Raw genomic sequence first — 25,467 nt, forward strand, 5'->3', positions numbered from 1 at the left:
CGGACCGGCGCACCGACCGGCGGCGAACGCGACCGCCGCCGAACGACCGCGACACGCCACGAACCCCATGACACCACTGACGCGGATATCCCACGTCTACGAGGTACAGTTCGACGTCCCCGGCCAGTGCCGCGAGGCGTACGACGCGTGGCTCGAAGCGGACGCGCTGCGCTGGGTCACCCACTACACGGTCGCGGGATTCGAGGTGTTTCACAACGAGCAGGGCCTCTCGCCGGAGACGAAGCTCGTCTTCGAGTTCGAATCCCTGCGCGAGTGGGCGCGGTTCGCCGGGAGCGACACCCACCGGGCGGCGATCGACCGGCTCGAATCGCTCACGGAACACCTCGACGCGACGCTGTGGGAACGCGACGACCTCCAGTTGAGCCGCGGGCCGACCGCGACGGAAGGGGCCGGCTGCGACGGCGAGCCGGCGGCGTCGGGGTCGCCCGACTAAAACCCCGCTTAGTGAGCATTTGACGGGCGATACCTCCACCCACGGAGTATGGCCGACCCCGTCGAGCGGGCCGCGCGGTGTGCACCGCGCACCGCGACCCGCGCGCCGCTGGCGTGAACTGCCGGGGGCCGGGCCGAACTACTCCGGCCCCGACGCGTCCCGCACCTGCACCTCGCGGTCGGCGGTCACGTGACCCCGGAGCGACAGCGTCACCGGTTCGTCCTCGTCGGTCGTGTACGCAGTGTCGATATCGACCATCGCCGCGACGGACTCCCCGGCCGCCATCTCGCGTTCGACGACGTGGGACTCGTCGTCGTCCGCGATCGTCTTCGTCGGCCAGTACGCCGCCGCGAGGAACCGCCCGTCCGTCTCGGAGACGTTCGTCACCGTCAGCGACACGGACAGCGGCTCGCCCTGCGAGACCTCCCCGGGGACCGTCAGGTCGTCGAGTTCGAACCGCGGGCCGGCCGCCGCCAGCCGGTCGAGCGCGTCCGCGGAGAGCGCCCACTCCCCGCCGCCGTCGCCCGTGTACCGGATCCGGGCGTCCGAGGCCGACAGCGGCGACGGGACGGTGAACGCGAGAAACGACGTCCCGTCCTCGAAGCTCCGGCTGACGGGGCCGCCCTCGTGGCCCTCGACGGCGTAGTTGATCGCCCCTTCCGTGTCGGGTAGCCCGGGCTCCCACGACTCGCCGTCGGCCTCGAACGCGAACTCCGACGCCGAGGGCTTCTCGTCGGCCCGGACCGTTGCGACGACGTACTGCCGGTCGGGGCCGACGAGGACGCCGCCGGACCCCATTATCGACGTGTACGTGACGGCCTTCTTGACGACGACGTCTTCGACGACGACGCCGCCGGAGCCGTCCGTCGTGGTGTCGGTGTGTTCGGTCGTGTCCGGGTCGCCGGTCGTCTCCGCGGTATCGTCCGTCGGGCCTGCCGCGTCGTCGGTCGGGTCGTCGGTCGAGTCGTCGGAGTCGGACCCGCTCAGACAGCCACCGACTGCGGTGCCGAGGGCGACGCCGGTCGCCGCGAGCAGCGTTCGTCTGTGCATACGCTCCCGTGGGCGGCGACCGGTAAATGTCTCGTCATGACTCAAACGGCCATTTGACCTGCCGCCGCGCCCCGCGGGCGGCCGGACGAAGGCAGAACCGGGCGATATCCCGGGCCGTCGACAGTATCTTGGCGGTCGCTACGGAATGGCCGGGTATGGCGCCGTCAGTGCCGGTGGGGAGATGGGCGTAGCGGACCGACTGGGGATCGACCCGCAGGTGCTCACGCTGGCCATCGCCCGGATGACCGAGTCGATCGGCAACTCCTTTCTCATCGTCGTGCTCCCGCTTTTCATCGGGAGCGACGTGCTCGCCGGCTCCACGTTCGGGCTCACGGAAGTCGCTGTCACGGGCATCGTGCTCTCGCTGTTCGGATTCGTCAACAGCCCGCTCCAGCCCTTCACCGGGCGGATCTCTGACCGCACGGGCCGCCGGAAGGTGTTCGTCCTCGTCGGACTGGTGCTTATCGGCGTGGCGAGTTTCTCCTACTCGCTGGCGACCCGGTACTGGCATCTGGTCGCCCTGCGCTGCCTCCAGGGGCTGGCCGGCGCGCTGATCATCCCGACGACGGTGGCGCTGGTCAACGACCTCGCGTCGGCGGAGAACCGCGGCGGGAACATGGGGACGTACAACACGTTCCGGCTGGTCGGGTTCGGCGCGGGGCCGATCGCCGCCGGCGCGATGGTCGCCGGCGGGCCGTACGCCGTCGCGCTCGGCCCGCTCGACGTCGTGATGAGCGGCTTCGACGCCGCCTTCTACTTCGCCACGTCGACGGCGACGCTCAGTTTCGTCCTCGTCTCGGCGCTGATCCGCGACCCCGACGACGTCGCCGGCGGCGGGGACGACGCGCTCGGCGGCATCGCCGTCTTCGACCGGAGCGGCCGGGGGACCCTTGACCCCGTGTTCACGCTCGGCGTCGCCTCGTTTTTCATGGCGGTCGGGATCGCGCTGTTCGCGACGCTGGGCGACATCATCAACGCGCGGCTGGACCAGGGGCCGACGCTGTTCGGCCTGGAGTTCGCGGCGTTCATCCTGGCCCAGGTCCTCCTGCAGACGCCGATCGGCCGGGCGACGGACTTCTACGGCCGCAAGAACTTCATCGTGGCCGGGCTGGTCCTGCTCGTGCCGACGACGTTCGTTCAGGGGATCATCCTCGACCCCTGGCTGATGGTGGTCGCCCGGTTCGCCCAGGGGGTCGCCGGCGCGCTGGTGTTTGCCCCCTCGCTCGCGCTGGCCGGCGACATCGCGCCCGCGGGCCGCTCCGGGTCGACGCTGTCCGTGCTGACGATGGCCTTCGGCTTCGGCGTCGCCTTCGGCCCGCTCGCGTCGGGCTTTCTCGTCCAGTTGGGCTTCGTCGTGCCGTTCGCGTTCGGCGCGGCGCTCGCGGCGGTCGGCGTCGTCCTCGTGTGGACGCAGGTCGAGGAGACGGTGACGCCGAAGGGGTCGATACTGCCGACGGACTGAGGTGTTCGAACGCGAGGCCCGGGTTCACCCGACCGCGGAAGCGAGGGCCAGCGCCACCCCGGCGTCGGTGAGGAGGCGCTGGAGGGCGAAGGCGAGTGCGGGCACCCACACCGACCGCGTCCGTTCGTACCCGACGCCGGCGGCGGCCGCGACGACCGTCAGCGCGAGGCCGTAAGCGACGAACAGCCCATCGGCCGGCCTGACCGACGCCACCGCGCCGAGGACGAGCGCGACGACGACCACGCCGACCGCCGCCGCGACCGCCGGCCGGTCGGCGTCGAGCGGGCCGGCGGCCGCGGCCCGCGCGGCCACGAACGCACAGAACACCGCCGCCAGCGCGACGGCCCCGACCGTCGCCGCCGTCGCGACCGGGTCGGCCCGCCCGCCGACGCGGATCTGGACCGCGCCGAGACCGACCAGCGCCGTGACCGCGGCGACGGCCCCGTTCGGCCCGACGCGCCCGCGCAGGTCCGCCTGGACCGCGCCGTTGTAGAGAACGGCCGTCCCGCTCCCGACGAGCGCGGCCGGCAGCGCCGCGTCCGCGAGCAGCGCCGCCGCCGACCGCCGCGGGCCGAACACCCCGCCGACCGGGCCGAGAAAGACCGCGTTCCCGCGGGCCGCCAACGCGGCGACCCACCCCAGGCAGGCGACCGCCGCCACGAGGCCGACCGCGCCGGCGACCGGGAGGGCGTCGCGGGCCGGGCCGGTGAACCGCACGCCGACGCCCCGCAACCGGGCGTAGCCGACGCCGAGCGCCCCCATCGCCACCCCGCCGACCAGCAGCGCGGAGACCGCGTCGTCGGGGAACGCCGGGAGCGCCGCGGCGCCGAGGAGTCGGTACGCCCCGGCGAACCCGACCAGCGCCGTCGTCCCGCCCACCGAGAGCAGCGCGTCCCACTCGACGCCGCGACCCCAATGGCCGGCGACGGCGACGTACGCGGCGGTCGCGAGGACCGCGTAGACGGCCGCGCCGACGGCCTGCGGCCCCGCGACGGCCGAGAGGCGGTCGACCACCGTCCTCACGACCGCCGGGAGGAACCGCTGCAACAGAAGCGACGCCACCAACAGCGCGAACACCGGCCCGTACGCGCTGACGGCGGGGCTATCGCTCGCCGGGACCGTCCGACGGAGGGGTCGGGGGACCATGTTTCGGTACTGCTTTCGGTTCGTCCGGGTGTGGGATAAAGGTGGAGGCCGCCACGGCGCGATCCCCCGTCCCCGCCCGTTCGACGCGGCGCGTACGCCGCTCGCGACGTCGCCCTCCCTCGAAACGCTTTTTTCGGCGCGCCGGCTACGGGGTCCCGATGCAGTCCGCTCCCGCGACGCGCTGGCGCTGGCAGCCCCCGGGAGCGGACAGTGTCGGCGGCGCGGTCGGCGCGGCGTAACCCGCCGCCCGGGCGGCCGGCGCTCACTCGCTTTCTCTCGCGAACCGCCGTCCGACCAGCCGCGACGCCACCGACACGATGCCGAACGACACAGCCACGACCGACGACGCACAGCCAGCAGACCAGCCGAACGCGGACGGGACCGGCGCGGACGCGCCGAGCGGGAGCCTTCCGCCTGCAGTCGCCGGGGTGCGGCCCCGCGCGGTCGGCGACGAGGAGTACGACCGCGTGATAGAGCAGTTCGGGGCGACCCCCGTCACCGCCGAGCAGGTCGGCCGCTTCCCCGACCACCCGCTGGTCCGGCGCGGCGTGTTCTACGCCGGGCGGGACCTCGATCCGTTCCTGGCGGCCGCCGAGCGGGGCGACCCCCACTCCATCGTCACGGGCGTCGGCCCCTCCGGGCCGCTCCATCTGGGCCACGTCTTTCCCTTCTACTTCGCGAAGGCGCTGCAGGAGCGGACGGGCGCGCACGTGTACGTCCCCGTCTCCGACGACGAGAAACTGTTCACGCGGGACCTGACCGCCGGGGAGGTCCGCGGGCACCTCCGCGAGAACCTGCGGGACCTGCTCGCCGTCGGGTTCGACCCCGAGCGGACGCGGATCGTGATAGACACCGCCGACGCCGGCGCGCTGTACCCGCAGGCGACCCGCTTTGCCGCCGGGATCACCCAGTCGACGGTCGAGGCGACGTACGGCGAGCCCCGGAACGCCGGCGAGTCGTTCTACCCGGCGATGCAGGCCACGCACCTGCTGCTCCCCCAGCTCGTCCGCGGGGAGCACCCGACGCTCGTCCCCATCGCGGTCGACCAGGACCCCCACGTCCGCGTCGCGCGGGACGTCGCCGGCAAGGCGGCGTACGACGTGCGAAAGCCCGGCGCGCTGCTGTCGACGTTCCTGCCCGGTCTCGGCGGCCCGGGGAAGATGAGCAGCTCCGACGACGCGCCGTCGATCCGGCTGACGGACGACCGCGAGACGGTCGCCGAGAAGGTGAACGGCCACGCCCACTCCGGGGGCCGTGGGAGCGTCGCCGAGCACCGCGAGCACGGCGGCGACCCGGCGGTCGACGTCGCCTTCCGCTACCTCCACGCCTTTTTCGAGCCCGACGACGCCGAGGTCGAGCGACTGGCCCATGAGTACCGCGCCGGCGACCTGCTCTCGGGCGAACTGAAGGCCGCCGCCATCGAGCGCATCGCCGACTTCCTCGACGCCCACCGGCGCCGGCGCGCGGCGCTGGGCGACCTCCGCGAGGAGCTCGCGCCGTACCGGCTTCGCGAGGCCGAGCGCGCCCGCCTGCGGGCCGACACGCCGGAGTAGGGTTCAAGTGGGGCCGCCGCGAGCCGTCACGCATGACCGACGACGACGCCGCCCGCTCCCCCGAAGCGGCGTTCTCACTGCTGTCGAACGAGACCCGCTTTGCGATCCTCCGGGCGCTGTACGACGCCGACGACCGGTCGCTGTCGTTCTCGGAGCTGCGCGAGCGGACCGGCGTCCGGGACAGCGGCCAGTTCAACTACCACCTCGGCAAGCTCGTCGGCGTGTTCGTCGGGGAGGTCGACGACGGCTACGCGCTCCGGTACGCCGGCAGGCGGGTGATCGGGGCGGTGCTCTCGGGCGCGTACACCCGCGAACTGACGGTCGACCCGGTCCCGGTCGACGGGCGCTGCTTCGACTGCGGCGGGGGGCTCGAAGCGACCTACCGCGACGAGCGCGCCCGGATCGGCTGCCGGGACTGTGGCCTGTCCGTGACGGAGTTCGGCGTCCCGCCGGGGCTGGTCGAGGGGTACGACCGCGAGGAACTCCCCTACGCCTTCGACCGCTGGATCCGGACCCAGATGTCGCAGTTCTTCGCCGGGTTCTGCCCGCGCTGCCTCGGGCGGATGCGGACGACGGTGGACGACGAACCGGACGACGACCTGGGCCTCCCGGGGCTGACCCACGCCTGCGACCGCTGTACCTTTTCGTCGGTGTCGGTCGTCGGCTCGGCGGTCATCGACCACCCGGCGGTCGTGGCGTTCCACCACGACCACGGCGTCGACCTCCGCGAGACGCCGCTGTGGGAACTCGACTGGCTCATCTCCGACCGCCACGAACTGCTGTCGACCGACCCGTCCCGCGTCCGGGTGGTTGTCCCCCTCGACGACGAGACGCTGCTCGTCGACGTCGACGCCGACGCGACCGTCGACGGGTACGAGCGGCGGTCGGCGTGAGCGCCCCGTCGTGTATGAATCCTTACAGAAACGCGCATCTGTTTCGGACGAAACAGAAACATAATTCTGATTACAGTTATGCCGGTCGGGGCGCTCCGATCCGGACATGCGATCGCTGCTCCGGAACCGCGACTTCGCGCGGCTGTTCGCCGGCCGGCTGGTGACGAACGTCGGCGACAGTGTCTACTACGTCGCCGCGATGTGGCTCGTGTACGCCCTGACGGACGACCCGCTGTACTCCGGCGTCGCCGGCTTCCTGACGATGGCCCCCGCGGCCCTCCAGTTCCTGTTCGGCCCGCTGGCTGACCGCTGGCCGCTCCGGCGGGTGCTCGTCGGCACCCAGGTCGCGCAGGGCGTGCTGGTGCTCGTCGTCCCGCTGGCCGCGGCGCTTAGCGCGCTGTCCGCGCCGCTGGTGCTCGCGGTGATGCCGACGCTGGCGCTGCTGAACCAGCTCGTCTACCCGGCGCAGACGGCCGCGCTCCCGCGGATCGTCGAGGACGACGAACTCGTCGACGCCAACTCGGCGTTCTCGCTGGCCTACCAGGGGACCGAGACGGTGTTCAACGCCGTCGGCGGCGCGCTCGTGGCGCTCGTCGGGGCCGTCTCCCTGTTCCTCGTCGACGCCGTCACGTTCGCCGTCGCGGCGGCGCTGTTCGCCACGTTGACCGTGCCCGAAGCCGGCGACGACGCCGCGACGGCCGACGAGCCGGCGGGCGCGCCAGCCGAGGGAACGGCTGCGGACGACGCCGACCCGGACGCGACGCCCGTGGCCGACGGCGGCACCGACCCCGGCTACCTCGCACAGCTCCGCGAGGGGATCGACTTCCTCCGCGGGACGGTGCTTTCGCTGACCGTCCTCGGCGCGGCGTTCGTCAACTTCGCGGCCGGCGCGACGTTCGCGGTCCTGCCCGCGTACGCGGACACGGTCGGCGGGGCGGGCGCGTACGGGGTCCTCGCGGCGGCGCTCGCCGCCGGGAACTTCGGCGGCGCGCTCCTGGCCTCGCGGCTGGAGCACCTGCCGTTCGGCCGGCTCAGCGTCGCCTGCCTGTCGGTCAGCAGCGTGCTGTGGACCGCCTCGGTCCTCGCCGGGCCGTTTCCGGCGACGGTCGTCCTGTTCGGCCTCGCGTTCGTGCCGGTCGGCGTCGTCAACGTCCTGCTGGCGGCGCTGGTCCAGTCGGGCGTCCCGGAGGGGATGGTCGGGCGGGTGAGCAGCGTCCTCGGGAGCGCGTCGCAGGTCGCAACCCCCGTCGGATCGCTGGCGGGCGGGGCGGTCGCCGGCGCGATCGGCCCCGGGGTCGTGCTCGCCGCGGGCGGCACGTTCATGGGCCTGTTCGCGCTGTACTGGGCCGCCGTGCCCTCGATGCGCCGGATCCCCCCGGTCCACGAGGTGTCGCTGACGGGGCCGGCGTGACCGTCCCCGTCCGCGGTGGCGAACGCTTAAACCGGCGTATCGCCTACCGCCGTGCATGCAGCACGTGAAGATTCCGCAGGACCGCATCGGCGTGCTCATCGGCGAGGGCGGCGAGACGATGCGCGAGATCGAGAGCCGGGCCGAGGTGCGACTCGACATCGACTCCGAGAACGGCTCGGTCAGCATCGACAAGACGGGCGACCCCATCCGCGGCCTGAAGGGGCCGGACATCGTGAGAGCCATCGGTCGCGGCTTCAAGCCCGAGACCGCGCTAACGCTTCTGGACGACGAGATGATGATGTTCGACCTGGTCGACATCGACGCGGCGGCCCGGAACAAGAGCGACCTGAAGCGCAAGAAGGGCCGGCTCATCGGCGAGAACGGCCGGACCCGCGAGCTGATGGAGGAGCTCACCGGCGCGTCGGTCGTCATCTACGGCTCGACGCTTGGCGTCATCGGCGACCCCGAGCAGGTCGAGATCGTCCGCGAGGCCGCCGAGATGATCCTGGAGGGCGCGCCCCACGGCTCCGTCTACTCGTTCCTCGAACGCAAGCACAACGAACTCAAGCGCCGGGGTATGGAGTACCACCAGTTCCCCGGATAGCGGGACGGAAACCACACTTAAACCCCTCCCTTGTGACGACGTAACACGACACCCCGTGGGGGTTCGTGCGGCGGTTTCCCACGCCGTGTCCGGTAGTTTTATATAGAATCCCATTCAACCTGTAGCTTGATTATGGCACAGCAGATGGGCAACCAGCCACTCATTGTACTTTCCGAGGACAGCCAGCGAACCTCCGGGAAGGACGCGCAGTCGATGAACATCACGGCCGGGCAGGCCGTCTCCGAGGCCGTCCGCACGACGCTCGGCCCGAAAGGGATGGACAAGATGCTCGTCGACTCGACGGGCGACGTCGTCGTCACGAACGACGGCGTGACCATCCTCAAGGAGATGGACATCGAGCACCCGGCGGCCAACATGATCGTCGAGGTCGCCGAGACACAGGAGGACGAGGTCGGCGACGGCACCACGAGCGCCGTCGTCGTCTCCGGCGAGCTCCTGAGCCAGGCCGAGGACCTGCTGGACCAGGACATCCACGCCACCACGCTTGCCCAGGGGTACCGTCAGGCCGCTGAGGAAGCCAAGAACATCCTCGAGGACGTCGCCATCGACGTCGACGAGGACGACACCGAGATCCTCACCCAGATCGCCTCCACGGCGATGACCGGCAAGGGCGCGGAGAGCGCCCGCGACGTGCTCGCGGAGCTCGTCGTCGACGCGGTCCGCTCGGTCGCCGACGAGGACGGCATCGACACGGACAACATCAAGGTCGAGAAGGTCGTCGGCGGCTCCATCGAGAACTCGGAGCTCGTCGAGGGCGTCATCGTCGACAAGGAGCGCGTCCACGAGAACATGCCCTACTTCGTCGAGGACGCCGACGTCGCCGTGCTCGACGACGCGCTCGAGGTCAAGGAGACCGAGATCGACGCCGAGGTCAACGTCACCGACCCCGACCAGCTCCAGCAGTTCCTCGACCAGGAGGAGGAGCAGCTCAAGGAGATGGTCGACACGCTCGCCGACGTCGGCGCGGACGTCGTGTTCGCCGAGGACGGCATCGACGACATGGCCCAGCACTACCTCGCGGAGGAGGGCATCATCGCCGTCCGCCGCGTGAAGTCCAGCGACGCCGACAAGCTCGCCCGCGCGACGGGCGCCCGCGTCGTCGGTAACCTCGACGACATCGAGGCCGACGACCTCGGCTTCGCCGGCAGCGTCGCCCAGAAGGACGTCGGCGGCGACCAGCGCATCTTCGTCGAGGACGTCGAGGACGCCAAGTCCGTCAGCCTCATCCTGCGCGGCGGCACGGAGCACGTCGTCGACGAGGTCGAGCGCGCCATCGAGGACTCGCTCGGCGTCGTCCGCGTCACGCTCGAGGACGGCAAGGTCCTGCCCGGCGGCGGTGCCCCCGAGACCGAGCTCGCCCTGCAGCTGCGCCAGTTCGCCGACAGCGTCGGCGGGCGCGAGCAGCTCGCCGTCGAGGCCTTCGCCGACGCGCTGGAGGTCAACCCGCGCACGCTGGCCGAGAACGCGGGCCTCGACCCCATCGACTCGCTGGTGGACCTGCGGAGCCAGCACGACGCCGGCGACACCGCTGCCGGCCTCGACGCCTACACGGGCGACATCATCGACATGGAGTCCGAGGGCGTCGTCGAGCCGCTCCGTGTGAAGACCCAGGCCATCGAGTCCGCCACCGAGGCGGCCGTGATGATCCTCCGCATCGACGACGTCATCGCGGCGGGCGACCTCTCCGGCGGTCAGGTCGACCCCGACGACGGCGGCGACGACGGCGGCCCCGGTGCCGGCGGCCCCGGCGGTATGGGCGGCGGCATGGGCGGCATGGGCGGTATGGGTGGCATGGGCGGCGCGATGTAAGCCGACCTTTTACGCTGCACTCGGGCGCTTCGCGCCCTCGTTCGGTAAAAGGTCGATCAAAATCACGTCGTCACCCCCTCGGGGACGCCGACGGCGTCCCGTCGAGGGTTCCTCGGACCGTTCGCTCGGGCTGAGGCCCTCGCTCACGGGTGCAGACGTTGCAGACGGCCTGCCCTTCCCCGGGTCGCGCGCCCCGCCGCCTATTGCGGCGCGACGCGCTCCCGGCCACGGCAGGCGTTCGACCCACCGCCCCGCACCGCGCGCCGACTGACCCCGTATTCTTTATTGGCCGACTCGCCAGCGGCGGCGCTGCCGGGCGGGACTCCGCGAAACCAGCGGTTCCGGTTCAACTAAGTATTGCGCGCCTGGAGGTTCGCGCATGGAGACGTTACTGCTGAACGGCGACGCCGTGGACGAGAACGCGCGGATGGACGAGGTCATCCGGGCGGTCGAGTCGGCGTTTGCCGCCTACGAGCGGGGCGACGTACAGATGCCGGCGAAGTCGTACATCGAACTGCCGCGGTACAACGGCGACTTCCGGTCGATGCCGGCGTACATGGACGCGGGCGACTGGGACGCCGCCGGCGTCAAGTGGGTGAACGTGCACCCGGACAACCCTGCCGACCACGGCCTGCCGACCGTGATGGGGACGATGATCTACTCCGACCCCGAGACGGCGTACCCCCTCTCCATCATGGACGGCACCGAACTGACGATGAAGCGGACCGGCGCGGCCGCCGCCGTCGCCACCGACCACCTCGCCGTCGAGGACGCGACGACGCTTGGCATCGTCGGCGCGGGCGTCCAGTCGTACACGCAACTGGAGGCGATCGCCCAGATCCGCCCCATCGAGGAGGTCGTCGTCGCCGACAAGGACCCGGACCGCGTCGACGCGTTCCGCGCCGAGTTCGCGGACCGCTTTACCGTCCGCGAGGGCTCCATCGCCGACGCCGCCGCCTGCGACGTGCTGTCGACGGTGACGCCGGTGCGCGAGCCGATCGTCTCGGCCGAGGACCTGGGCGAGCACACCCACGTCAACGCGATGGGGGCCGACGCCGCCGGCAAGCAGGAACTCGAAACCGCCGTCCTCCAGTCCGCGAAGGTCGTCATCGACGACCACGAGCAGTGTACCCACTCCGGCGAGGTCAACGTCCCCTGGAGCGAGGGCGCGATCGACGACGACGACATCTACGGCGAGATCGGCGAGATCGTCGTCGGGGACCGCGAGGGCCGCACCGACGACGACGGCGTCACGGTGTTCGACTCGACCGGCCTTGCCATCCAGGACGTCGCCGCGGCCCACGTCGTCTACGCCGCGGCCGACGAGCAGGGCAACGGCTACCCGTTCGAACTGATCTGAGGCCGCCTCACTCCCCGCCCGCCGTTCTGTCGAGCAGTTTCGTCAGCGCCCAGAGGATCACGATAAAGGGCAGCAGCGGCACCAGCAGTATCAGGAGACCGAGGAAGTACCCCCAGCCGATGAGGTTCATCTCGCGGTCCTCGTGGCCGGCGAACGGCGGCGTCACCGTACGCAGGGCTTTCCGCGGGAGTCCGGGGTCGTCAGCGTCGCTCATGCCGGCTTCTACGACGCCGGGGGGCTAAAGCGTCGCCCCGCCGCGGGCGGCCGACTGCGGCGGCAGCGACCGCGTCCCAGACCCTGCCGCGGCGGCGCTGTCGGATGGAAAGGTATAGGGTGACGACTCGCGGAACGGTAGGTAAGCGAATGAGCGACGAGAGTTACGACCACGCGGCGGTGGAAGCCCGCTGGCAGGACGCGTGGGACGACGCGGAGGTGTACCGGACGCCGGACGACGTCGAGGACCCCACGTACGTCCTCGGCATGTACCCGTACCCGTCCGGGAAACTCCACATGGGCCACGTCCGGAACTACACGATCACGGACGCGTATGCCCGGTACCGGCGGATGCGCGGCGACGACGTGCTCCACCCGATGGGGTGGGACGCCTTCGGCCTCCCCGCCGAGAACGCCGCCAAGGAGCGGGACACGAACCCCCGCGACTGGACCTTCGACTGCATCGACACGATGAAAGGGCAGATGGAGTCGATGGGCTTCGGGTACGACTGGGACCGCGAGGTCGCCACCTGCACCCCCGACTACTACAAGTGGAACCAGTGGTTCTTCCGGCGGTTCCACGAGGCCGGCCTCGTCGACCGCCGCGACGCCGACGTGAACTGGTGTCCGTCCTGCGAGACGGTGCTTGCCGACGAGCAGGTCGAGGGCGAGGAGGAACTGTGCTGGCGGTGTGACAATCCCGTCGAGCAGCGCGAACTCTCCCAGTGGTTCCTCGAGATCACGGAATACGCCGACGAACTGGTCGACTACATCGACGAACTGGACGGGTGGCCCGACTCCGTCCGGCAGATGCAGCGCAACTGGATCGGCCGCCAGTACGGCACCCGCCTCCCCTTCGCCGTCGGCGACGCCGACGACCCCGAACGGTACGGCACCGTCGAGGCGTTCACGACGCGGGCCGATACCGTCTTCGGCGCGACGTTCTTCGCGCTGGCCCCCGACCACCCCATCGCCGAGGAACTCGTCGAGGCCGACGACGCCGTCCACGAGTTCGTCCACCACGAGGCCGACCCCGACGGCGACGAGCCAAACGGCGTCGAGACGGACCTGGTCGCCACCAACCCCGTCACCGGCGGGGAACTGCCGGTCTTCGTCGCGGATTTCGTGCTCTCGGACGTGGGCACCGGCGCGCTGATGGGCGTCCCCGGCCACGACGACCGGGACCACGCGTTCGCCGAGAAGATGGGCGTCGACATCGACCCCGTCGTCGCCCCCGAACCCGACGGCTGGGACGGCGAGAGCGTCCCCGACGCGCCGGACGTCTCCGAGTCGGCCTTCACCGACGACGGCGTGCTCGTCGACTCCGGCGAGTACTCCGGGCTGGACAGCGAAACCGCCCGCGAGCGCATCACCGCGGACACCGAGGGTGCCGAGGAGGCGACCCAGTACCGCCTGCGCGACTGGGGCATCTCCCGGCAGCGCTACTGGGGGACGCCGATCCCGGTCGTCCACTGCGACGACTGTGGCCCCGTGCTGGTGCCCGAGGACGACCTGCCGGTCGAACTGCCGGAGTTCGTCAACACGACCGGCAACCCGCTGGACGCCGCCGAGGAGTGGAAGCGGACGACCTGTCCGGACTGCGGCGGCGACGCCGTCCGCGAGACGGACACGATGGACACGTTCGTCGACTCCTCGTGGTACTTCCTGCGCTACGTCTCCCCCGACCTCGACGACGCGCCGTTCGACCGCGCGCAGGCCAACGACTGGATGCCGGTCGACCAGTACGTCGGCGGCATCGAGCACGCGGTGATGCACCTGCTGTACTCCCGCTTCTTCACGAAGGTGGTCGCCGACGAGGAGGGCCTGGAGCACCGCGAGCCGTTCACGAACCTGCTGGCCCAGGGGATGGTCCAGCTGGAGGGCGAGGCGATGTCGAAGTCCAAGGGCAACACCGTCTCGCCCCAGCGCATCGTCGAGGAGTACGGCGCGGACACCGCCCGGCTGTTCATGATGCAGGCCGCCCAGCCCGAGCGCGACTTCGACTGGACGGAGGAGGGCGTCCGCTCGACGTACCGCTTCCTGACCCGACTCAAGGAGCTGGTCGAGGACTTCGAGAGCGGGGCGGCCGACGGTGACCGCGACGCCGTCGCCGAGTACGTCGAAAGCGAGACCGACGCCGCCGTCGCCGTCGCGACCGAGGAGTACGACGACCTGACGTTCAACGTCGCGCTCCGGCAGGCCCAGGACCTGGTCGGCACGCTGCGGGGCTACCGCGACTACGCCGACGACGTGCACGGCCCGACGTTCGAGCGCGGGCTGGACGTCGCCGTCCGCCTGCTCTCCCCCGTCGTCCCCCACCTGGCCGAGGAGCTGTACGACGAACTCGGCGGCGACGGGTTCGTCGCGGAGGCCGACTGGCCGAGCGCCGCGGTCGACCGCGGGACCGCCCGGAAGCGCCGGAATCTCGTGGAGAACACCCGCGAGGACGTCCGCCAGATCGTCGAGGTCGCCGGCATCGACGACCCCGAGCGGATCGACGTGGTCGTCACGCCCGAGTGGAAGTTCGACGCCCTGGAGATCGCCGTCGAGAGCGACGCCGACAACCTGATCTCCGAGCTGATGGGCGAGGACCACATCCGCGAGCAGGGCGACGCCGCGGCGTCCTACGGACAGGACCTGCAGGCCGAGCGCGAGGCGCTGTCGCGCACGCTCGACCCCGAGACGGAGTACGAGTCGCTCGTGGCCGCCGCGTGGCTGATAGAGCGCGAGTTCGACGCGCCGGTCCGGGTCGTCCGCGCCGCCGAGGCCGACGACGGCGTGGCGAACAAGGCCGAACCCGGCCGTCCGGCGATCGACATCGTCGAGTAGCGCCCCGGCGCGCCCGACGGGGACCGGCGGGTGGTCGTCCGTCAGCTGTTTTCCGCGTACTACGACCTAACGGTCGATCCCCTCAAGCGGGGCGGCGACCTGCCGGCCGGCTGGGAGGCGGCGGTCGCCGCTACGCTCGCTTGATCATCCGGAGTCCGAGCGTCGCGCTCGCCAGCGCCGCGCTCCCGGCGAGCAGCGCGGTCGCGGCCCGGGAAACGCCGTCGACCGGCGTTTGCAGCCAGGAGGTGACCAGTATCGTCGCCGCGACCGTCGCGAGGCCCGCGAGCTCCGTTCGGGTGAACTCGCGCGTGATGTCCATACTCGGCCCTGTTCCACGCCGGTGGTAAAAACTGCCGGTATCAGTCGATGTCGATCCGCCGGCCGCCGGAGGGCTCCTCGCGCTTCGGGAGCGTCACGGTGAGGACGCCGTGCTCGTACTCGGCGGTGACGGCGCTCTCGTCGACCGCGTCGGGCAGCCGCACGGTCCGGTTCGCGGACTGGTGCCGGCGCTCGCGGCGGTGGTAGCGCGCGCCGTCGTCCCCCTCGACCGCGCGCTCCTCGGAGCGCTCCGCCGACAGGTGGAGGCGGTCGTCGGCGACGGTCAGGTCGATGTCGTCGGCCTCGTAGCCGGGCAGGTCCGCGGTGACGACGAACTCGTCGTCGCGCTCCGCCACGTCGACCGCGACCCCCCGCAGGTCCGCGCCGGCTCCGCGGAGCAGCCCCTCCTCGGCCTGTCGGCTCATCCGGTCCAGCAGTTCCTGAAAGTCGTCGAACGGGTTGCGTTGCATGGTCTCCCCAGGGCTCGCGCCCTCGGCCGGGAGTACGACGCTCGCGGGCTTAAACGTCGCGTCGGGGCGGGCGTCGCCGGTCCGCTCAGTAGAGGACGTGCTCGCTGTCGTAGGAGCCGAGCCGGCGGACCCAGCCGTCCTCGGCGATGGCCTCCAACACTTCCAGGGCCTCCTGGGTGCGGTCCTCGTAGAGGCCCGCCGACACGTCGATGTGGAACACGTAGTCGCCGAGGCGCTCGCCGCTGGGCCGGGACTCGACGCGCGTGAGGTTGATGTCGCGCTCGGCGAACGGTTCGAGCAGCTCCAGCAGGAGGCCGGGGTAGTTGGCGTTCGGGTAGACGATGACGGAGCTCTTCCCGCCGGCCTCCGAGCGGTCGCTGACCGGCGCGAGGACGAAGAAACGGGTGGCGTTCGAGGTGCGGTCCTGGATGTCCTCGGCGAGCACCTGCACTTCGTCGTCGGCGTTGTCGGGGTGGCCGATGGCGGCCACGTCCGGGTTCTCGCGGGCGCGCTGGATGCCCCGGGCCGTGCTCGCCGTCGCCTCCAGCTTCACGGAGGGGTACTCCGCGTCCAGGTACTCGCGGCACTGGGCCAGCGCCTGCGAGTGGCTGGCGACGACGGTGAACTCCGGCCCCTGCGCGAGCAGGCCGTGGCGGATCGGCGTAACGATCTCCTTGACGACGGCGACCTCGTGGTCGGCCAGCGCGTCGAGCGTCTCGGTGACGCTGCCCTCGATGCTGTTCTCTATCGGGACGACGCCCCGCGGGAACCGACCGCTGGCGACGGCCTCGACGATGCCCGCGACGGACTCGCGGAACTCCACCTCGTCGGCGACGGCGCTCGCCGCGCGGTGGGAGTACGTCCCCTCGGGACCGAGCGTGACTGCTTGCATTGCCGTTCTCTGTTCCGGGCGACGACAAAAGGCCACCGGTCGCGGCGGCCGACGCCGGCCGGCCGTCCGTCCGTGACGGTCCGCGACGGGGATCGGTTTTTTGCCCGCGGCGCACCTGCCTGCGTTCGTTATGACACCCTTCGACGGCCGCGGGTCGGCATGACCGCCCTCGCCCCGGCCCCCGGCTGGCGTCGCCGACTGCTCCTGGCCCTCGCCGCGTCGACGGTCGCGTTCGCCGGCGCTGCCCGGGCGCACGAGGCCGGTGCGGCCGGCGACGCCCCGGCGGTGACGCTGTCCGCCGTCGTCGCCGCGGCGTCGCTGGCGGGGGTCGGCGGCGGCCTCGTGGCCGTCGCCGCGAACGCGTCCCTCCGGGCGGGGGCGCTCGCCGCGTTCGACGCGCTCGTCGGCGTCGTGCTGGTCGTTCTGGGGGCGACGTACGCCGCGTCCGTCGCGGGCGCGGCCCCCGTGCTCGCCGCCGGCGGGGTCGCCGTCGGCCTCGTCGCCGCGCGGCTGGCGGCCCGCGGGGGCGACCGCGCGACCCGCGACCACGCGGCGGCCGCCGCCGTCGTGAGCCACCGCGCCGTCGAGGGGGTCGCGCTCGCCGCCGTCTACATCGCGGGGTCGGCCGTGGGGCTCGCCGGGGCCGCCCTCATCGCCGCCCACGCGACGGTCGAAACCGTCGCCGTCGGCGCGATGTACGCCCCCGGACGGCCGCCGCCGCGCCGCGGCCGCCGTCCTCGCGGTACAGGTCGGCTTCCTCGCCGGCGTCGCGGCCGGCTACGCGCTCGCGGTCGCGGTGCCGACGGCGTCCCGGGTCGCCGTGGTCGCCGTCGGCGCGGGCGCGCTGCTCGCGGTCGGCGTGGGCGAACTCGCCCACGCCCGGCGCGCGTGGTCGCCGCCCGCCGGGTCGGCCTGAGGCGTGCGAGGGCCGCCTGCACGGGAAGAGTACTGGCTGGAATTGGTCGACCTGCTACGGAGTGTGGGGTAAGGGACGTACGGCGAAAAAGGCGGATTGGCCGCTTTCAGCGGTTCAGCGTGTGGATCGCGTGGCCGAGCGCGTTCTCGCAGGCCTCCATCACGCCCTCGGCGAGCGTGGGGTGAGTGTGGACGGTCGACGCCACGTCCTCCAGCGTCGCGCCCATCTCGATGGCGAGACCGATCTCGGCGACCAGTTCCGAGGCCTCCGGCCCCACTATCTGCGCGCCGAGGACGAACCCGCTGTCCTCGTCGGCGACGACGCGGACGAACCCCTCGCTGTCGCCGGTCGTCAGCGCCCGCCCGCTGGCGCGGAACGGGAACTGGCCGACGACCGGGGAAAAGCCCGCCTCCTCGGCCTCCGCCTCGGTGAGGCCGACGGTGCCGACCTCGGGGTCGGTAAACACCGCCGCGGGGATCGCCTGGTAGTCGAGCGCGGCGGGTTCGCCGGCGATCACCTCGGCGGCGACCTCGCCCTCCTTGCTCCCCTTGTGGGCGAGCATCGGCTCGCCGGCCACGTCGCCGACCGCGAAGATGTGCTCCTTCTCGGTTCGGGCGCGGTCGTCGGTCTCGATGAAACCGTCGTCGTTGGGCTCGATGCCCGCCGCCTCCAGGTTCAGCGTGTCGGTCACCGGCTGGCGGCCGACCGCGACGAGCACCTTGTCGGCGTCGAACGTCTCGGTCGCGCCTCGCGGCTCGTCGCCGCTCGACTCGTCCGAGGCGCTCCGCGCCTCGCTTCCCCCGTCGGCTTCCGCGGCGGCCTCCTCCTCCATCGCCTCCGTCGCGACGCGGATCCCGTCGTCGGCCTCCTCCCAGCCGCTCGCCGTGCGGCCGAAGCGGAAGTCGATGCCGAGCGACTCCGCGCGCTTGCGGACGATCCGCTTGACGTCGTCCTCGTAGCCCGGCAACACGTCGTCCAGCATCTCGACGACGGTCACGTCGGTGCCGAGCTTCGCGAACACCGTCGACAGCTCCATCCCGATGTAGCCCGCGCCGACGACGACCATGCTGTCCGGGAGCGAATCCAGCGCGAGCGCGTCCCGCGAGGACAGCACCGGCTCGTCGTCGAACGAGAAGCCGGGGATCTCGATGGGCCGCGAGCCGGTCGCGATGATCGCGTGCTCGAACTCGACGGTCTCGCTGCCCTGGCCCTCGCCGCCGTGGGCGACGCGGACGCTGTTCTCGTCGGCGAACTCGGCGCGGCCCTCGATGAGGTTGACGCCGTTGCCCTTGTTCAGCTTCTCGACGCCGCTGGTGAGCTGGTCGACGACGCCGTCCTTCCACTCGACCATCTTCGCCAGGTCGACGGCGGGGTCGGCGTGGACGCCCATCTCCTCGGCGTTGCCGGCCTCGTGGGCCACGTCGGCCGCCGTGATCATCGCCTTCGACGGGATGCAGCCGTGGTTCAGGCAGCTCCCGCCGTAGGCCTCCTTCTCGACGAGCGTCACGTCGAGGTCGAGCTGACCGGCGCGGATGGCGGCGACGTAGCCGCCCGGCCCCGCGCCGATCACCAGTACGTCAGTTCCGGTTGCGATGTCTCCGACGACCATTACTCTAGTAGCAGTAGCTCCGGCTGTTTCAAGTATTCCTTCACGCGGTTCGTGAACCGTGCGGCGTCGGCGCCGTCGACGATGCGGTGGTCGGCCGACAGCGACAGCGGCAGCGTGTGCCGGGCGACCACCTCGCCGTCCTCGACGACCGGGCGCTGCTCGATGGTGCCCAGCGCGAGGATGGCGACCTCGGGGTAGTTGATGATCGGCGTCGCGTACTCGCCGCCGATGCCGCCGATGTTCGTGATGGTGAACGTGCCGCCCTGCATCTCGTCGATGCTGATCGAGCGGTCCCGTGCCTTCTGGACCTTCTCGTTCATCTCCGAGGCGATCTGGAGCAGCCCCTTGCGGTCGACGTCGTCGACGACCGGCACCATCAGGCCGGCGTCGGTCGCCGTCGCCACGCCGATGTTGTAGTACTGCTTCTTGACTACCTCCTCGTTCTCCTCGTCGAGGCTGGCGTTGACGACCGGGAACTCCTTCAGCGCGGCCGTCACCGCCTTCATCACGAGGGGCATGTACGTCAGCCGGATGCCCCGGTCCTCGGCCTCGCCCTTGAGGCGCTCGCGCGTCTCGACCAGTTCGGTCACGTCGACCGTGTCGTGGTGGGTGATGTGGGGCGCGGTGTACTTCGACTTCTCCATCTGGTCGCCGATGGACTTGCGGACGCCGCGGTACGGCTCGCGCACCTCGCGCTCGGCCGGCTCCTCGCGGCGGGCCAGCGCCTCGGTGTCGGCGCGCTGGGCCTCCTGCTGGGCCCCCGCGTACTCGCGGACCGCCTCGGGCGTGACGAACGGCTGCCCGTCGCGCTCCTCGGTGGCCGGGACGGCGTTCAGGTCGACGCCCTCCTCCTCGGCCAGCTTTCGCGTCGCGGGCGCGGCCAGCGTGCGGTCGCGGTCGGCCGACCCGACCGACGCGGCGGTTCCGCCCGCCGCCCCGGTGGTCCCGGCGCTCGCGGACTCCGCTCCGGCGTCGGCCTCGGCGGCCGCGCTGTCGTCGGCTCCGCCCGCCGCCGTCCCGGTGGCCGCGGGCTCCGGTTCGGCCACGTCGTCACCGCCCTCGGCCGCCGCGCGGACGTCGCCCTCGGTCACGCGGCCGCTCGGGCCGCTGCCCTCGACGGCGGCGATGTCGACGCCGAGTTCGCGGGCCAGCCGCCGGGCGCTCGGCGCGGCGAACACGCGGCCCTCCGGCGTCTCGACGGCCTCGTCGGCGTCGACGGCGGTTTCGCTCCCCGCGTCGCCCGCGGGGTCGGCCGCCGGCTCGTCCGGTTCGTTGGCGTCGCCCGACGCTTCGGCGGGTTCCTCGGCCTCGCCCTCGACGTTGAACGTGATGATGACGCTCCCGACGGCGACGACCTCGCCCTCCTCGGCGTTGATGTCGCGGACGGTGCCGTCGACCGGCGACGGCACCTCCACGATGGCCTTGTCGGTTTCCACTTCGGCGACCGGCTGGTCCTCCTCGACCGCGTCGCCCTCGTCGACGAGCCACTGGACGATCTCGCCCTCGCTGACGCCCTCGCCGACGTCGGGCAGTTTGAACTCGCGTACCATCGTTCAGAACTCCATCGCGTCGCGGATACCCGTCTTGATGCGCGCTGGCTCGGGCAGGTAGTAGTCCTCCAGGGCGTACAGCGGGAACGGCGTGTCGAAGCCGGTGATCCGCTCGACGGGGGCCTCCTGGTACAGCATCGCCTCCTCCTGGATGATGCTCGTGATCTCCGCGCCGAGGCCGCCGGTCTTCGGGGCCTCGTGGACGACCGCCGCGCGGCCGGTCTTCTTGAACGACTCGACGATGGCGTCGCGGTCGAGCGGCGACACCGTCCGGAGGTCGACGACCTCGACGTCTACCTCGCCCTCGAGGTCCTCCGCGGCCTCCATCGTCGGCCGGGTCATCGCGCCCCAGGTGAACACCGAGATGTCGCTGCCCTCGCGGCGGACCGCTGCCTCGCCGATCGGCACCTCGTAGGACTCCTCGGGCACCTCGCCGCGGAACGCGCGGTAGATGAGCTTCGGTTCGAGGAAGACGACGGGGTCGGGGTCGCGGATCGCGCTGGTGAGCAGCCCCTTCGTGTCGTACGGCGTCGACGGGATGACGACCTTCAGGCCGGGCTGGTGGACGAAGAAGGCCTCCGTCGACTCCGAGTGGTGCTCGGGCGCGCGGATGCCGCCGCCGTACGGCGCGCGGATCGTCATCGGGCAGGTGAACCGCCCGCGGCTCCGGTTGCGCAGGCGCGCCGCGTGGGAGACGATCTGGTCGAAGCCGGGGTAGATGAAGCCGAGGAACTGGATCTCCGGGACCGGGCGCAGGCCGTAGGCGGCCATGCCGATGGCGGTGCCGACGATGCCGGACTCGGCAAGCGGCGTGTCGATCACGCGGTGCTCGCCGAACTCGTCGTACAGCCCCTCGGTGGCGCGGAACACGCCGCCGTTCTTCCCGACGTCCTCGCCCATGACGAGCACGTCGTCGTCGCGGTGCATCTCCGTCTCCAGTCCGTCCCTGACCGCCTGTACGAGCGTGAGGTCTTGCGTCTGTGATCCTGCTGCCATAGTCACTCCTCCAGTAGCGCGTCGTCGCCGTGCGTCTCGCGTACGCGTTGGAACCACTCTAGCTGTTCTTGTAACCGTTTCGGCATGTCGGCGTACACGTGTGCGAATATCTCCTCCGGATCCGGCCGCTCGATCGACTCCGCGGCGTCGATGGCGTCGGCGACGGCCTCCTCTATCTCGGCCTCGATCGCGTCGATCCGCTCGTCGTCGAGCCGGCCGGTCGACTTCAGGAACGTCTCCATGCGCGGGATGGGATCCTTCTGCTTCCAGCGCTCGACTTCCGCCTCCTCGCGGTACACCGACGGGTCGTCAGCCGTGGTGTGTGCGCCGAAGCGATACTGCACCGCCTCGATGAGCGTCGGCCGGAGCTGGCCCTGTCCGGGGTCTTTCGTCTTCTCGACGGCCTCGCGGGTCACCTTGTACACCGCGAGCGGGTCCATGCCGTCGACCTGAACGCCCTCGAAGCCGTACGCGTTGGCCTTCTGTGCCAGCGTCTCGCTGGCGGTCTGGCGCTCGCGGGGCACCGAGATGGCCCACTGGTTGTTGTTACAGAAAAACACGGTCGGCGTGTCGAACACGCCGGCGAAGTTCAGCCCCTCGTGGAAGTCGCCCTCGCTGGTCGCGCCGTCGCCGAAGTAACAGAGGAACGCCCGCTCCTCGCCCTGCAGCTTCGACGCCCACGACGCGCCCGTCGCGTGGGGGATCTGCGTGGCGATGGGGACCGCCGAGGTGAAGACGTTCAGTTCCTCGGGGATCTCCATCCCCTCCTCGCTGCCCATCCAGTACAGCAGCGTCTGTTTCAGGGAGAGCCCCCGGACGAGGGCGGCCCCGTGCTCGCGGTAGCTCGGGAACAGCCAGTCGTCCTCGCTCAGGGCGTGGGCGCTCCCGATCTGTGCGCCCTCCTGGCCCGACAGCGGCGGGTACGTCCCCATCCGCCCCTGCCGCTGGAGGCTGACGGCGCGCTGGTCGAACCGCCGGGCAAGCCGCATCTCGCGGTACATCTCCACCAGCTCCTCGTCGGAGAGGTCGGGCACCTCCGCCCCGTCGAGTACCCGGCCGGCGTCGTCCAGCACCTGGACGCGGTCCTGGGGATCGTGCTGTAGCGTGCTCACGGTCGGACCCTCCGTACCATACCTGCATGGACGATCGCTCGGGTTATATGGTTTTCGTAAATATTTTACTATCAACTCCATTCTTGCCACCAGTTCGCAAGGCCGTGTGGCAAAGCGGGGCGTTTCGCTACGAAAGGACAGAAATCCGCCGCGGAGTTCGAGATGTTCCCACCGATCCGGGCGGAGACTGCGGTCGGTGACCGATCGGTCGGTCCGCGGGCCGCCGCGACGTTCGCCGCCGTCGCCGCCGGCTCAGGCCGACGCTCGCGCCTCCTCGCGGGCCTGCTCGACGGATTTGCCCTCGCGGAGGAGGGCGTCGACGAACAGTTCGCCGGCCTTGTACGAGGAGCGGACCATCGGGCCGGAGGCACAGTAGAGGAAGCCGAGTTCCTCCTCGGCGACGCGCCGCCACGTGTCGTACTTGTCCGGGTGGACGTACTTCTCCACCGGCAGGTGGTCCCGCGAGGGCCGGAGGTACTGCCCCAGCGTCACCACGTCGACGTCGGCCTCCCGGAGGTCGGCGAGGGTGCGGTACACCTCGTGGTCGTACTCGCCGTGGCCGAGCATGACCGACGTCTTCGTGTAGGCGTCGGACTCGCGGGCCGCCTGTTCGAGGACGCGCAGGCTCTGCTCGTAGCCCGCCCGGGGGTCCCGCACCCGCCCCTGCAGGCGCTGGACCGTCTCGACGTTGTGGGCGAGCACGTCCGGTTCGGCGTCGATTATCTTCCGGACGAGTCGCCGCTCGCCCTGGAAGTCGGGGATCAGCACCTCGACGAGGATGCCCGGGTCCCGCCGTTTGATCTCCCGGATCGTCTCGGCGAAGTGCCCCGCGCCCTGCCCGTCCAGGTCGTCGCGGTCGACCGACGTGAGCACGACGTAGTCAAGACCGATCTCCGCGACGGCGCTGGCGACGTTCGCCGGCTCGTCGGGGTCGAGCGGCTGGCCGCCGCCGGTGTCGACGTCGCAGAAGCCGCAGTTGCGCGTACAGGAGTCGCCCATCAGCATGAACGTGGCTGTCCCGCCGCCGTCGCCGTGACGGTCCGACGAGGCGGCGTCCGCCCCGTTCGGCGACCCGCGGGTGCGCCCGCTCCAGCACTCCCCGAGGTTCGGACAGTTGGCCTCCTCGCAGACCGTGGTCAGGTCGTGGTCCCGCAGCGTCTCCTTTATCCCCGTGAACTCCTTGCCCGCCGGCGGCTGGACCGCCAGCCAGTCGGGCTTTCGCGGGCGACTCATGGACGATCCTGACGGACTATCCGGTGAAAAGCGGTGGGGTTTCGGCGGTGGGGTCGTCCCCGCCGGTCGGGGGCTATTTTTCGCCGGTGAGTCATAAAACTATTTGTGGTATGCGATAACGATACGAAAAACGATGTGGAACGCGGACGGCGACCTCACCGAGGGTCCGATCGGGCGGACGCTGATCGCGCTCGCGCTCCCGCTCGTCGTCCAGAACCTCGTGCAGGTCGTCCAGCAGGTCGTGGACACGTTCTGGGTCGGCCGGATCGGCGAGGACGCCGTCGCGGCCGTGGGGCTGAACTACCCCGTGACGGCGATGCTGACCTCCGCGGCGATCATGGCCCCGTTCATCGGCACGCAGGTGATCGTCTCCCAGCGCGTCGGGGCCGAGGACCGCGCCGGCGCGCGGCGGATCGCCGTCCACGGCCTCTCCTTCGGCGTCGCGCTCGCCCTGCTCGTGGCGTCGGTCGCCGTCGTCGGCGCCGACCGGATCGTCTCCCTGCTCGGTGCCGACCCGACGGTCGCGCCGCTTGCGGCGACCTACCTCGCGACGTGGGCGCTCGGCGTGCCGGCGATGGCCGCCAGCGACGTGCTGGAGGGCGGCTTCGTCGGGTGGGGGGACTCCCGGGCCGCGCTGTACGTCAACGTCACCGCCGTCCTCGTCAACGTCGGCCTCGACCCCGTGCTCATCTTCGGGTGGGGGCCGGTCGACGCCATGGGGATCCGCGGCGCGGCGCTGGCGACGGTCGTCGGCTACGCGTCCGGCCTCCTGCTCGCGCTCGCGATGGCGCTCGGCCTCCGGGACTCGTTTACCCTCTCCCGCGCGGCGGTGTCGTTCGACCTCGGTGAGTACCGCGAACTGGTCACCGTCGGCGCGCCCGCCGCGGGCCGGCGGATCGCACAGGACAGCGTGCGGATCGTCGTCGTCGGCCTCGTCGCGACCGTCGGCGGCGCGGCCGGCCTGGCGGCCTACACCGTCGGCGCGCGGATCGCGAGCGTCTCGTTCATCCCCGCCAGCGGGCTGAGCCAGGCCGCCCAGAGCGTGATCGGCCAGAACCTCGGGGCCGAACTGCCCGACCGGGCGCGCCGGACGACGTGGGTCGGCGTGGCCATCGCGGCCGGCGCGCTGTCGGTCGTCGGCGCGGTCCAGTGGCTCGTCCCGACGGCGCTGACCCGGCTGTTCGTCCCCGACATCTCGCCCGCGGCGCTCTCGCTGACCGTCGACTACCTGCGGATCCTCGCGTACGGCTACTGGGCGATCGGCGCGACGTACGTCCTCCGTGCCGGGTTCAACGGCGCGCGGCGCACCCGGACCAGCATGGTCGCCTCCCTGCTCCAGTACTGGGGCGTGCGGTTGCCGCTGGCGGTCGGCGGCGTCGTCCTGCTCGACGCGGGCGTCCACGCGGTCTTCTGGGCGGTGACGCTGTCGAACGTCGCGGTCGCGGTCGGCCTCGCCGCGTACTACCGCTACAGCACCGCCGACGGGATGCTCGACCGCGCCGTCTCGCAGGCCGTCGCCGACGACTGAGCGCAAGCGCGATGACCCGCGGGCCGGCCGGCGTGCCG

Annotated in this window: 22 protein-coding genes; 11 read left to right on the forward strand and 11 right to left on the reverse strand. The window is 71.4% G+C overall.

Annotated features, from left to right (window positions below; translation table 11 throughout):
* Nucleotides 1–67: 67 nt before the first annotated feature.
* Nucleotides 68–454 (forward strand): hypothetical protein, encoded by a 387-nt coding sequence (locus EYW40_RS12745; RefSeq protein ID WP_135821977.1) that lies wholly within the window; start codon nt 68–70, stop codon nt 452–454.
* A gap of 138 nt (nt 455–592) precedes the next feature.
* Here EYW40_RS12745 and EYW40_RS12750 read toward each other — a convergent pair whose 3' ends face one another.
* Nucleotides 593–1,504 carry a hypothetical protein gene (locus EYW40_RS12750; protein WP_135821978.1) on the reverse strand — a complete coding sequence of 304 codons (912 nt, stop codon included), beginning with the start codon at nt 1,502–1,504 and terminating at the stop codon, nt 593–595.
* Nucleotides 1,505–1,685: 181 nt separating this feature from the next.
* Between EYW40_RS12750 and EYW40_RS12755 the strand changes: the two genes are divergently transcribed.
* On the forward strand, nt 1,686–2,966 hold the full coding sequence (locus tag EYW40_RS12755; RefSeq protein ID WP_135821979.1) for an MFS transporter: 1,281 nt from the start codon (nt 1,686–1,688) through the stop codon (nt 2,964–2,966).
* A gap of 24 nt (nt 2,967–2,990) precedes the next feature.
* Here the strand turns inward: EYW40_RS12755 and EYW40_RS12760 are convergent, their stop codons facing one another.
* Entirely contained in the window at nt 2,991–4,112 is a 1,122-nt protein-coding gene (locus EYW40_RS12760; protein WP_135821980.1) for a hypothetical protein, read from the reverse strand.
* Between the two features lie 317 nt (nt 4,113–4,429).
* On the opposite strand from EYW40_RS12760, the gene EYW40_RS12765 reads away from it, so the two are divergent.
* The 6 genes from EYW40_RS12765 to EYW40_RS12790 all read left to right on the forward strand — a co-directional run bounded on the left by EYW40_RS12765 (nt 4,430) and on the right by EYW40_RS12790 (nt 11,763).
* Entirely contained in the window at nt 4,430–5,665 is a 1,236-nt protein-coding gene (locus EYW40_RS12765; protein WP_135821981.1) for a tryptophan--tRNA ligase, read from the forward strand.
* A gap of 32 nt (nt 5,666–5,697) precedes the next feature.
* Nucleotides 5,698–6,558 carry a winged helix-turn-helix domain-containing protein gene (locus EYW40_RS12770; protein WP_135821982.1) on the forward strand — a complete coding sequence of 287 codons (861 nt, stop codon included), beginning with the start codon at nt 5,698–5,700 and terminating at the stop codon, nt 6,556–6,558.
* Between the two features lie 106 nt (nt 6,559–6,664).
* Entirely contained in the window at nt 6,665–7,969 is a 1,305-nt protein-coding gene (locus EYW40_RS12775) for an MFS transporter (RefSeq protein WP_135821983.1), read from the forward strand.
* 55 nt (nt 7,970–8,024) lie between these two features.
* Nucleotides 8,025–8,573 (forward strand): KH domain-containing protein, encoded by a 549-nt coding sequence (locus tag EYW40_RS12780; RefSeq protein ID WP_135821984.1) that lies wholly within the window; start codon nt 8,025–8,027, stop codon nt 8,571–8,573.
* A gap of 144 nt (nt 8,574–8,717) precedes the next feature.
* On the forward strand, nt 8,718–10,403 hold the full coding sequence (thsA, locus tag EYW40_RS12785) for a thermosome subunit alpha (protein WP_135822071.1): 1,686 nt from the start codon (nt 8,718–8,720) through the stop codon (nt 10,401–10,403).
* Between the two features lie 379 nt (nt 10,404–10,782).
* Nucleotides 10,783–11,763: an ornithine cyclodeaminase family protein gene (locus EYW40_RS12790; protein WP_135821985.1), complete on the forward strand. Its 981-nt coding sequence runs from the start codon at nt 10,783–10,785 to the stop codon at nt 11,761–11,763.
* A gap of 7 nt (nt 11,764–11,770) precedes the next feature.
* Here EYW40_RS12790 and EYW40_RS12795 read toward each other — a convergent pair whose 3' ends face one another.
* Nucleotides 11,771–11,977 (reverse strand): DUF7535 family protein, encoded by a 207-nt coding sequence (locus tag EYW40_RS12795; protein WP_135821986.1) that lies wholly within the window; start codon nt 11,975–11,977, stop codon nt 11,771–11,773.
* Nucleotides 11,978–12,126: 149 nt separating this feature from the next.
* Between EYW40_RS12795 and leuS the strand changes: the two genes are divergently transcribed.
* On the forward strand, nt 12,127–14,805 hold the full coding sequence (gene leuS / locus EYW40_RS12800; RefSeq protein ID WP_135821987.1) for a leucine--tRNA ligase: 2,679 nt from the start codon (nt 12,127–12,129) through the stop codon (nt 14,803–14,805).
* Nucleotides 14,806–14,935: 130 nt separating this feature from the next.
* Here the strand turns inward: leuS and EYW40_RS12805 are convergent, their stop codons facing one another.
* The 3 genes from EYW40_RS12805 to pheA all read right to left on the reverse strand — a co-directional run bounded on the left by EYW40_RS12805 (nt 14,936) and on the right by pheA (nt 16,485).
* Nucleotides 14,936–15,124, reverse strand: coding sequence for a hypothetical protein (locus tag EYW40_RS12805; RefSeq protein ID WP_135821988.1), 189 nt, complete (start codon nt 15,122–15,124; stop codon nt 14,936–14,938).
* Nucleotides 15,125–15,164: 40 nt separating this feature from the next.
* Nucleotides 15,165–15,593, reverse strand: a complete 429-nt coding sequence (locus EYW40_RS12810) for an Hsp20/alpha crystallin family protein (RefSeq protein ID WP_135821989.1) — start codon at nt 15,591–15,593, stop codon at nt 15,165–15,167.
* A gap of 85 nt (nt 15,594–15,678) precedes the next feature.
* Complete coding sequence (gene pheA / locus EYW40_RS12815; RefSeq protein ID WP_135821990.1) at nt 15,679–16,485, reverse strand: prephenate dehydratase; 807 nt, start codon at nt 16,483–16,485, stop codon at nt 15,679–15,681.
* A 159-nt stretch (nt 16,486–16,644) separates the two neighbouring features.
* Here pheA and EYW40_RS19650 point away from each other — a divergent pair, with 159 nt between their 5' ends.
* On the forward strand, nt 16,645–17,586 hold the full coding sequence (locus tag EYW40_RS19650; RefSeq protein WP_161973207.1) for a hypothetical protein: 942 nt from the start codon (nt 16,645–16,647) through the stop codon (nt 17,584–17,586).
* On the opposite strand, the gene EYW40_RS12825 is transcribed toward EYW40_RS19650, so the two are convergent.
* The 5 genes from EYW40_RS12825 to lipA all read right to left on the reverse strand — a co-directional run bounded on the left by EYW40_RS12825 (nt 17,508) and on the right by lipA (nt 23,901).
* On the reverse strand, nt 17,508–19,010 hold the full coding sequence (locus EYW40_RS12825) for a dihydrolipoyl dehydrogenase family protein (RefSeq protein WP_135821992.1): 1,503 nt from the start codon (nt 19,008–19,010) through the stop codon (nt 17,508–17,510). The genes EYW40_RS19650 and EYW40_RS12825 overlap by 79 nt on opposite strands.
* The gene (locus tag EYW40_RS12830) at nt 19,010–20,560 is read right to left on the reverse strand and encodes a 2-oxo acid dehydrogenase subunit E2 (protein ID WP_135821993.1); all 1,551 of its coding nucleotides are present in this window, start codon (nt 20,558–20,560) and stop codon (nt 19,010–19,012) included. Before EYW40_RS12830 ends, EYW40_RS12825 begins: the two co-directional genes overlap by 1 nt.
* 3 nt (nt 20,561–20,563) lie before the next feature.
* A complete protein-coding gene (locus tag EYW40_RS12835; RefSeq protein ID WP_135821994.1) occupies nt 20,564–21,556 on the reverse strand; it encodes an alpha-ketoacid dehydrogenase subunit beta in 993 nt (330 codons plus the stop codon).
* Nucleotides 21,557–21,558: 2 nt separating this feature from the next.
* A complete protein-coding gene (gene pdhA / locus EYW40_RS12840) occupies nt 21,559–22,668 on the reverse strand; it encodes a pyruvate dehydrogenase (acetyl-transferring) E1 component subunit alpha (RefSeq protein WP_135821995.1) in 1,110 nt (369 codons plus the stop codon).
* Nucleotides 22,669–22,920: 252 nt separating this feature from the next.
* A complete protein-coding gene (gene lipA / locus EYW40_RS12845) occupies nt 22,921–23,901 on the reverse strand; it encodes a lipoyl synthase (protein WP_135821996.1) in 981 nt (326 codons plus the stop codon).
* A 133-nt stretch (nt 23,902–24,034) separates the two neighbouring features.
* On the opposite strand from lipA, the gene EYW40_RS12850 reads away from it, so the two are divergent.
* On the forward strand, nt 24,035–25,429 hold the full coding sequence (locus EYW40_RS12850; RefSeq protein WP_135821997.1) for an MATE family efflux transporter: 1,395 nt from the start codon (nt 24,035–24,037) through the stop codon (nt 25,427–25,429).
* The last annotated feature ends 38 nt before the right edge of the window (nt 25,430–25,467 follow it).

Source organism: Halostella litorea, assembly GCF_004785955.1.
In the GTDB taxonomy this organism is placed as follows: Archaea; Halobacteriota; Halobacteria; order Halobacteriales; family Natronoarchaeaceae; genus Halostella; species Halostella litorea.

What these genes read in the sequence shown, in the direction of transcription:
- EYW40_RS12745 (WP_135821977.1), top strand. Translation starts at nt 68, where the DNA reads ATGACACCACTGACGCGGATATCCCACGTCTACGAGGTACAGTTCGAC.
- EYW40_RS12750 (WP_135821978.1), bottom strand. Translation starts at nt 1,504, where the DNA reads ATGCACAGACGAACGCTGCTCGCGGCGACCGGCGTCGCCCTCGGCACC.
- EYW40_RS12755 (WP_135821979.1), top strand. Translation starts at nt 1,686, where the DNA reads ATGGGCGTAGCGGACCGACTGGGGATCGACCCGCAGGTGCTCACGCTG.
- EYW40_RS12760 (WP_135821980.1), bottom strand. Translation starts at nt 4,112, where the DNA reads ATGGTCCCCCGACCCCTCCGTCGGACGGTCCCGGCGAGCGATAGCCCC.
- EYW40_RS12765 (WP_135821981.1), top strand. Translation starts at nt 4,430, where the DNA reads ATGCCGAACGACACAGCCACGACCGACGACGCACAGCCAGCAGACCAG.
- EYW40_RS12770 (WP_135821982.1), top strand. Translation starts at nt 5,698, where the DNA reads ATGACCGACGACGACGCCGCCCGCTCCCCCGAAGCGGCGTTCTCACTG.
- EYW40_RS12775 (WP_135821983.1), top strand. Translation starts at nt 6,665, where the DNA reads ATGCGATCGCTGCTCCGGAACCGCGACTTCGCGCGGCTGTTCGCCGGC.
- EYW40_RS12780 (WP_135821984.1), top strand. Translation starts at nt 8,025, where the DNA reads ATGCAGCACGTGAAGATTCCGCAGGACCGCATCGGCGTGCTCATCGGC.
- thsA (WP_135822071.1), top strand. Translation starts at nt 8,718, where the DNA reads ATGGGCAACCAGCCACTCATTGTACTTTCCGAGGACAGCCAGCGAACC.
- EYW40_RS12790 (WP_135821985.1), top strand. Translation starts at nt 10,783, where the DNA reads ATGGAGACGTTACTGCTGAACGGCGACGCCGTGGACGAGAACGCGCGG.
- EYW40_RS12795 (WP_135821986.1), bottom strand. Translation starts at nt 11,977, where the DNA reads ATGAGCGACGCTGACGACCCCGGACTCCCGCGGAAAGCCCTGCGTACG.
- leuS (WP_135821987.1), top strand. Translation starts at nt 12,127, where the DNA reads ATGAGCGACGAGAGTTACGACCACGCGGCGGTGGAAGCCCGCTGGCAG.
- EYW40_RS12805 (WP_135821988.1), bottom strand. Translation starts at nt 15,124, where the DNA reads ATGGACATCACGCGCGAGTTCACCCGAACGGAGCTCGCGGGCCTCGCG.
- EYW40_RS12810 (WP_135821989.1), bottom strand. Translation starts at nt 15,593, where the DNA reads ATGCAACGCAACCCGTTCGACGACTTTCAGGAACTGCTGGACCGGATG.
- pheA (WP_135821990.1), bottom strand. Translation starts at nt 16,485, where the DNA reads ATGCAAGCAGTCACGCTCGGTCCCGAGGGGACGTACTCCCACCGCGCG.
- EYW40_RS19650 (WP_161973207.1), top strand. Translation starts at nt 16,645, where the DNA reads ATGACCGCCCTCGCCCCGGCCCCCGGCTGGCGTCGCCGACTGCTCCTG.
- EYW40_RS12825 (WP_135821992.1), bottom strand. Translation starts at nt 19,010, where the DNA reads ATGGTCGTCGGAGACATCGCAACCGGAACTGACGTACTGGTGATCGGC.
- EYW40_RS12830 (WP_135821993.1), bottom strand. Translation starts at nt 20,560, where the DNA reads ATGGTACGCGAGTTCAAACTGCCCGACGTCGGCGAGGGCGTCAGCGAG.
- EYW40_RS12835 (WP_135821994.1), bottom strand. Translation starts at nt 21,556, where the DNA reads ATGGCAGCAGGATCACAGACGCAAGACCTCACGCTCGTACAGGCGGTC.
- lipA (WP_135821996.1), bottom strand. Translation starts at nt 23,901, where the DNA reads ATGAGTCGCCCGCGAAAGCCCGACTGGCTGGCGGTCCAGCCGCCGGCG.
- EYW40_RS12850 (WP_135821997.1), top strand. Translation starts at nt 24,035, where the DNA reads ATGTGGAACGCGGACGGCGACCTCACCGAGGGTCCGATCGGGCGGACG.